The 7304-nt window shown below is 66.1% G+C and carries 8 protein-coding genes; 2 read left to right on the plus strand and 6 right to left on the minus strand.

What is annotated here, in order from left to right; genetic code table 11:
• The first annotated feature begins 293 nt into the window (after positions 1–293).
• Positions 294–620, plus strand: coding sequence for a hypothetical protein (locus ACWCXC_RS37210; protein WP_450891792.1), 327 nt, complete (start codon positions 294–296; stop codon positions 618–620).
• Positions 621–664: 44 nt separating this feature from the next.
• Here ACWCXC_RS37210 and ACWCXC_RS37215 read toward each other — a convergent pair.
• From ACWCXC_RS37215 to ACWCXC_RS37240, 6 genes are all read right to left on the minus strand, one after another.
• A protein-coding gene (locus tag ACWCXC_RS37215) for an IS5 family transposase (protein WP_450891796.1) occupies positions 665–1422 on the minus strand; the annotation gives its coding sequence in 2 pieces (ribosomal slippage) (positions 665–1384 and positions 1387–1422; 756 coding nt in all).
• Between the two features lie 414 nt (positions 1423–1836).
• A complete protein-coding gene (locus tag ACWCXC_RS37220; protein ID WP_450891793.1) occupies positions 1837–2823 on the minus strand; it encodes a hypothetical protein in 987 nt (328 codons plus the stop codon).
• Positions 2824–3074: 251 nt separating this feature from the next.
• Positions 3075–3821 (minus strand): class I SAM-dependent methyltransferase, encoded by a 747-nt coding sequence (locus ACWCXC_RS37225; RefSeq protein ID WP_450891794.1) that lies wholly within the window; start codon positions 3819–3821, stop codon positions 3075–3077.
• 318 nt (positions 3822–4139) lie between these two features.
• Entirely contained in the window at positions 4140–4631 is a 492-nt protein-coding gene (locus ACWCXC_RS37230) for a hypothetical protein (RefSeq protein ID WP_450891795.1), read from the minus strand.
• A 453-nt stretch (positions 4632–5084) separates the two neighbouring features.
• Positions 5085–5516 (minus strand): hypothetical protein, encoded by a 432-nt coding sequence (locus ACWCXC_RS37235; RefSeq protein ID WP_450684609.1) that lies wholly within the window; start codon positions 5514–5516, stop codon positions 5085–5087.
• Positions 5517–5833: 317 nt separating this feature from the next.
• Positions 5834–6751, minus strand: coding sequence for an NAD(P)-dependent oxidoreductase (locus ACWCXC_RS37240; RefSeq protein ID WP_450684613.1), 918 nt, complete (start codon positions 6749–6751; stop codon positions 5834–5836).
• 102 nt (positions 6752–6853) lie between these two features.
• Here ACWCXC_RS37240 and ACWCXC_RS37245 point away from each other — a divergent pair, with 102 nt between their 5' ends.
• Complete coding sequence (locus ACWCXC_RS37245; RefSeq protein ID WP_450684608.1) at positions 6854–7216, plus strand: winged helix-turn-helix transcriptional regulator; 363 nt, start codon at positions 6854–6856, stop codon at positions 7214–7216.
• Positions 7217–7304 lie beyond the last annotated feature (88 nt).

Genomic DNA, 7304 nt, shown 5'->3' on the forward strand with positions numbered 1-7304 from the left:
CTCCGCGAACTCCTAGAGCTGGCTGCTGAGTTGGTGCGGGGGTGATTGCCCGAGGCTTGGGCCTGCTCGGCCGGCAGATGGGGCGAGCCGTACTCCTACCGAGGCTCGGGCATAAGGGGTGCGAACCGCCCCCGTCAGATCTCCAGTGCACCTCCCCGGTGGAATCACGGGAAGAAACGCTACCGAACCTCCGAGAACCCGAAGCACTTCCTTAGAGCTCGTAACACGATCTTGTGACCTCAGGTCCTGCATCGCTGACACACGGCTGTCTACTCGATCGCGATACTTGAACCATGGACAGCTACGAGGGCACCGCCACGCTTGAGTGGTGGGCCAACCGATCGACGTGTTTGGGCAGGCTTCGTGTGCGGATCGCGGTCTGTACCGCCAGAGACAACTGGACATGCGAGGCGACCCTCGAATCCCCCCTGGCCGCAGAGGACAAGGAGAGCCTCGACTTCCTGATGCAACTCGATCCGCACTTCACCCTGCGCTTTGATGACGCGAGCACGCTGCTGGTCAATGTCGTCGAAGCAGGAGTCGAGGGACGGCTCATCCTCACAGCAGCCGAGACAGACACTGCAGAGCCGACCGGAACCAGGCAGATACCGCACCAGTAGCCCCAGGCCTCTTCAGGTGCTGCAAGTGACCGCTTGGGGTGCGATCAGGAGTGGACCTTCTTGAGCCTTCTCCAGCAGATGAGGCCGCAGGCGAGCAAGACGAAGGCGTCGTGGAGTTCGGTGCGGCGTTCCCAGCGGACGGCGAGGCGCCTGAACTGGTGGAGTGGGGCGAAGGTCTGCTCGACGACGTAACGGAGCTTGCCCAGGCCCTTGATGTTCGGGACGCCCTTGCGCGAGATGACCGGCAGGATCCGGCGTTTTCGCAGTTCGCGGCGGTTGGGATCGGAGTCGTAGCCCTTGTCACCAAGCAGGGCCTGGGGACGTCGGCGGGGCCGGCCCGGGCGTCCGGCGACGGGCGGGATGCCTTCGACCAGGGCGAGGGTCTGGGCGACGTCGTTGACGTTGGCCGCGGTGGTGACGACCTTGAGCGGGGTTCCGCGTCCGTCGCAGATCACATGGTGCTTGCTGCCCGTCTTCCGCCGGTCGACCGGCGACGGCCCGGTGTCGGCGCCCCCCTTTTTCGCGCGGACATGGGAACCGTCGACGCATGCTCTGGACCAGTCCAGCTCGCCGGCCTCGTTCAGTTTGGAGAGCAGGATCCGGTGCAGCCGGTCGAAGACCCCGGCCTTCTGCCACCGCTCCAGCCGCCGCCAGCAGGTTTGGTAGGAGCCGAACCCCACCTCCAGGGGCAGCAGTTGCCAGGCGATGTCGTTGATCAGCACGTACAGGATGCCCTGCAGGCACAGCCGGTCCGAAACCGGCCGCGGGCGCCGGGAGCCTTCTCGGGCCACGGCGGCAGCATCAGCTCGATCAGCGCCCACAGGTCATCGTCCACGATCCACGGCCTGGTAGTCACACCATCCCGAACGGCCGAATCGCCACACCGGTCACGGCCGACCAGGGCCGTTCAACAAGATCGTGTTACGAGGTTTTAAAGAAGAAAGACACCCGGTTCACAAAAAACACTGTGAACCAACTGATCTTGATTCCAAGAGAGTTGACTACCTCTCAGAGCGCCAAAACAAGAAACCCATCGCCGACCGCCCCGGCATGAAGCCTGACCTCCCGGCAACACACGCCTCAAGAAAGCTCGACCATCACGGTGCTCCAAGTTCTTATGGCTCGCCGCGCCACTGAGAAAACTTCAGACCAGACCCAAGCCTGACCGACGTAACATCCTCAACACGCCGATTCGGAGCGTGCTCACTCGTCGAGCTCAAAGCACGATCGGTCGGTACTTCAGGGCCTTATTGACGATCTGCTCAGCAGACGCACCCTGGAGGTCCTCCGAGGGGTGGAAGACCAAGTCACTTACCCGGGGATGCGGCACATTAGCCTCCAGGAGCCGCAGATAGTAGTTGCTCTCTGACGCAGCCGTCAGGAGTCTGTGAACGATCTCCACGAGCTCGTCCCGGGTGATGTCCGCAATCGTTGGACGAGCCGGCCTGGCCGCCTCCCGCGCGAACTCCGCCAGGCTCCTACTTCCGTGGTATTCAGCGAAGTCGAGCGCCACATAGCCGTGACCTGTCATCGTGTTGAAGGCCGCGATCGCCTCGCCCGCCACCTCCGGGCGGGTTTCCAGCAGCTCTGCGATCCGCTCCACCTCGGCGCACAGCTCGTCCAGCCGCTGCTGGCTTACGGGCGGGGGCAGCAACTCCGGTCTCAGGTCCACAGCCGAATTATGACCGTCAGCTACCGACACGCCCGAGCCGATACCCATCAAAGCCGGTGCTGGAGTTGCCCGCAGACCTTCGAATGCTCGCCGTTGACGCCCTGGACCAAGTGGTTTCCGACCAGTCTGGACCCTGAGGCCGGTACCCACGACGATGTCCAGACGGCTGTGATCGTCCGGCGTGGGCCACTGGGCCAGGACCGCAGTGTCCTCCAAGTCCCAGAAGCGGCCCGGCCCGTCGTTCGAGGGGTCCACCGGCTCGATCGAGAGCATTCCGTCCCCCAGCAGCCGCGCCGCTCCGGTACCGGCCGCCACAGCCCGGCCCAGCGGACTCTCACGCGGGCAGCCGCGCAGCGTCAGGTCCTCTCGCGGCACGGGAGACGGGTCCACGAACAGCCCCTCGGCCTGCGCGCACCGCCCCCACAGCACGTCCCCCTCCTCACCACCGCTGAGATCGTCCCGCACCAGGAAATACCGGATCGGGAAATCACGCTCCCACCGCGCATGTTCGTCTTCCTCCTCGGACCGCACGCTTCCCCCCTGCTCTCGGGCCGTTATGACGCGCCAACCCTACGACCAGCCACCACCATGACCCTCACCAAGCCACCCCGCGACCAGCGGCGTGGAGGGCACGAATCGAAACCGGCCGGGGCCCGCGCCGGGCAGCTCGGACAGTTCGAGAGCGAGAGCGATCGTGGCACGGCGCCGGGTCAGGTCGTCGTTGAGATAGGTGAACGCACCTCTGGCCACTGGCGATTACACCAGCGTTGCGCAGCACTGTGTCAGCGGGTGGTGACAGCCAAACTGACGACATAGTGCTCCTTGACCATTCGGTTCGGAAAGATCCCGGTCAGGAGGTCGCGTTCCTGCGCAATAAAGGTGTTCGTTGCTTTCCTGCCAAGGACGAGGAAGTCGGAGTAGCTGGCGAGGTTGGCTAGGTGCATGTCAAGTGGAACGATCCGGGTCCACGACACGTGCCGATGGACGAAGTCGAGTTCGGACGGGAGTTTGCGGAACCGGGCCATGGGGTCGTGAGGGCTGTCGTCGGCACCGAAAAGCCGGCGCAGGCGCGCGTCCTGGTCGGCGATCCACGGAACGGTGTTGTCTGAGTCGTTCCACCAGAGGGCGAGTGCACCACCGGTACGCAGGACTCGGAGAGCTTCGGGCACGGACTTGTGCTGATCGGTCCAGTGCCAGGCTTGGGCATATGTGAGGACGTCGACGGAGGCGGAGGCCAGTGGCAGGTTGTTGCCGTCTCCGATCACAAGGGGGACGTCGGGCAGGCTCAAACGGAACTGGGCGGCCATACCGGCGCCGGGCTCGACAGCGATGACGTTCGCACCGCGGGCCCGGAGAAGCATCGTCGCCAGTCCGGTGCCGGCACCGATGTCGGCGACGCGAGCGCCGTCCCACGGGTGGCCGGTGAGTTCCTCGACCGCGTCGAGCAATTCGGCCGGATATGAAGGACGGTTTGCGGCGTAGCTTGCGGCAGCTGTGTCGAACGAGCGGGCCTGCGAAGTGATGGTCATACGAACATTGTTGATGGCCGCAGCTGCCTGGCGCCACAGCGTTCCGGCCGTCCGCCACAACACCTGCTGCAGCGGACGGTCACGACCGCACGTTTCGTCTCTGCGGGGCATAGGCTTCTCCGGCCCGGAGCGCGACCTCACCCACGGCCCCGGCCAGGCACTCGTGCGCGATCTGTACGCACAGCACAGCGCTGACGGACGGCACCTAACGACGCAGCCCCGTCTCCGACCGATCGACGCAAACGACGGTCGCAGGCCCGTGACGGGGTATCAGGCGTTGTGGTCCGGGTTCTCCCTCGCGGACGGCGCAGTCCACTCCTACTCGGTGGCGTCCGTCAGGGTGACGGTGAGCGTGTCCTCGTCGCGGGTGAGGTGTTCGATGCTGATCGATCCCTCTGCACCGTTGTAGCTTCCGGTACCGCCAGTGATCGCAAACTCGTGGATCCATTGGCGTGAGTTGACGGGCAGCTCTGTCACTGCAGGGAGCGGGCGCTGGAATGCGGTGGAGGCCGTGATCATGCCGTCGTCGAGGGCCAGGACAAGCGTCGCCATGATGTAGGAGCCGTCGGGCCCCACGCTCACGGGCAAGCAGTGCGCGTTCTCCGTGCCCACGCTGCGGCCCTCAGTGTCCGTCAGGTCGTAGCGCACGTAGTACGGGACTCCGGCCGTCAGGATGTCCGGGATGTTCGCGCCCGTGCGCCTGCCCTTCAGGGTGATCGTGCGGTCGGCCCTGCGGGTCGCGCCGGCGGTTCCGGCCGTTCCGGCCACCAGTCCTCCGGTGACCGCCGCCGCCGAGGTCAGCTGCAGCATGCTTCTGCGGTCCATGTGGGTCTCCCTTGCTCGTCGTGTGCGTGGGGCTGCGCGCTCCACCCCACGGGTAACGGCGGCCGGGAGCGGAAGGGATCGCTCCCGGCCGAAGAACCTACGGACGGCGGTACGGACAGAACGGTTTCGCCGTCTCACTACCGGGACGGCGCGCCCTTCGATAGTGGCCCGGCCCTTCAGCGGGCTTCAGGGAGCGCGCCGGGCACGAACCGTCCGGGCGAGGCTCTGTCCGCGAGTGGCAGTCCGTCGGGTCAGTCCGTTAAAGGCACGCACTCCGCTCGCTCGGGAAGAAGCCGGGGTGGGAAGGCCGCGCAGCGTGCTCGCTCTCAGCGGCCTGGCCCCGGACCTGCACCACTTCGACGGCCCGAGTTGTCCGGCGGCGCGGGCTGCTCGACCGGACCGAATGGCCCAACGTTCGCGCCGGGGCCGCGTCTCGATTCATTCCGGATGGACCGGTCGGTGCGGAGCGAGGTACGCCATGAGAACGACCGGGTCCTGGAACGCCCCGAGGGCCACATCGACGCCGTCAATGAGGAAACGTTTCTCGGTGGAGCTCTGCCCAGCATGTTCAGGCAGGGCCGGCATCGCACCTTCTTCCCCGGCCCGGCCCATGCTCTGCATGGCCTCAGCGAACGGACGGAGCAGGTCGAGGGCGCTCAACGCCATAGGCCCGCTCTTGCCCCCGGAGACCGCAGCGTCCGTCTCGACAATGGCCGCGAGGCGTTGATCGAACTCACCTTCGAGGCGTTCGAGTGTGTCGAGCAGACCGGAGAGCGACGAGCCCTGCGGGCTTGCACCCGACTCAGATCGACCAACGGCGTGGGGCGGCTGGAATTCAACGTCAGTCCCGAAAATCAAGTGGTCATCCATGTGCACGACCACTCAACGATCCCATCCCTGTCGCGGAACGCCGCACTCGAATATCTCACCCGACATGACGATCGATTCAGGTGCACATCCATCGGTCCAGAGAGTCGAAGAGGGCCCGCATCCCTGACATGGCCACGCGTAGGTCGACGTCATGGAGCCGGGCACCACGCTCCAGGCGCGAAGAAGCATCGCCCACCACGCCGACCCGAGCGAGGAGAGGGCCGCCCCCGCGCCCCCGAACCCGTCCGGACTGCTCGTACGAACCGCCGATGCCCGCCCCGGCGGCGCACGGGACGAGCACGCGCGACGAAGGCAACTCAGACGCCGGAGTGTTTGAGACTCTCGATAATGCGGGCGAACCCCTCGGCCCCGTGGCCGGCGTCCACCTGCTGCTGGATGAGCCGCTGGACCATGGCAATCGGTTCGGCGCTCACCCCCTGGTCGGTGATCGCCTCGATGAACAGGCCGAGGTTGGAGAATGTCAGGCTCTGCTGTCCCGGGACCGTGTAGTCACCGCCGTCGATGACCTCGGCGTACCCTGCGAGTTCGCCGGACATCGCGGTCAGCCACGGGGCGGCCATCGCCGCGAACCGGGTGGCCGGCACGCCCGCCGGGGCGAGCATGGCGGCGCCTTGCATGAAGCCGGCGAACATCACGTACATCGCGGAGAGCAGGGCGAAGTCGTAGAGGGACGCCAGTCCGGCGTCCTCGCCGAAGTAGGTGCCGGCCGCCCACTGGTCGAACAGCGCCGTGTGCTCCCGGAACACTTCCTGAGAACCGCTGTACAGGATGGAGGCCCCCGGCTGCCCGATCATGGACGGCACGGCCATGATGCCGCCGTCCAGGTAGGCGATCCCGGCCCGGGCCGCCCAGGCGGCCGACTGCCTCGCCTGTTCGGGCTTGGTCGTGGTGAGGTTGACGACCTTCCGACCCGCCAGGTCGCTCGCGAGCGGGTCGAGCACCTCCTGCACCGAGTCGTGATCGAAGAGGCAGACGATCACCAGCGGGCTCGCCCGAACAGCCTCGGCAGCGGACGCGGCCTCGATCGCGCCCTCGGCGACGAGGGCCTCCGCCTTGCCCGTCGAGCGGTTCCACACCGTGGTCGGCACGCCGGACTTCACCAGAGCCCCGGCGAGCGCGCTGCCCATCGCGCCGAGTCCGAGGACGGTCACGTCGGTTCCGTGGATCTCGTTCATGTCGCTGCTCTCCCATGTCGTGCGGAAGGTTCCGTTGATGCCTCAATCCTCGGCAGGAACAGTAGAGTTGAACAGTACGGACTAAATAGTGCGGTACTCACCGGAAGGTAAGTACCCCCTCCGGGCGGCATGGAGACGGTCATGACGACGACCGAGCGGCAGGGCCCCTACTTCTGCGGAATCGACGCGGCCATGGACGTCGTCGCCGGAAAGTGGAAGTCCCTGATCATCTGGGAACTGCACGAGCACGGCACGCGCCGCTTCGCGGAGCTGCGACGCGGGCTCCCGGGCGTCAGCGAGAAGATGCTCGTCCAACACCTGCGGGAGATGGAGACAGACGGCCTCGTGCACCGGGAGGTGTACCCCGTCGTGCCGCCGAAAGTCGAGTACTCCCTTACCGAGCACGGCGTCACCCTCAACACCGCGCTGGGGGCCCTGGCCGAATGGGGTAAGGAACGGATCCAGCGCATCGGGGCGGCGAAGATTCACTCCGAAGCCTCTTAGAGGTCCTAACAAAGGCGTTTCACGTGCCGGTGTGTGATGAGGCAGGTGGCGAGGCCGAGGAAGGCTTCGTGGATGTCGTCTCGCCGCT

This window comes from Streptomyces sp. NPDC001515 (assembly GCF_053597115.1).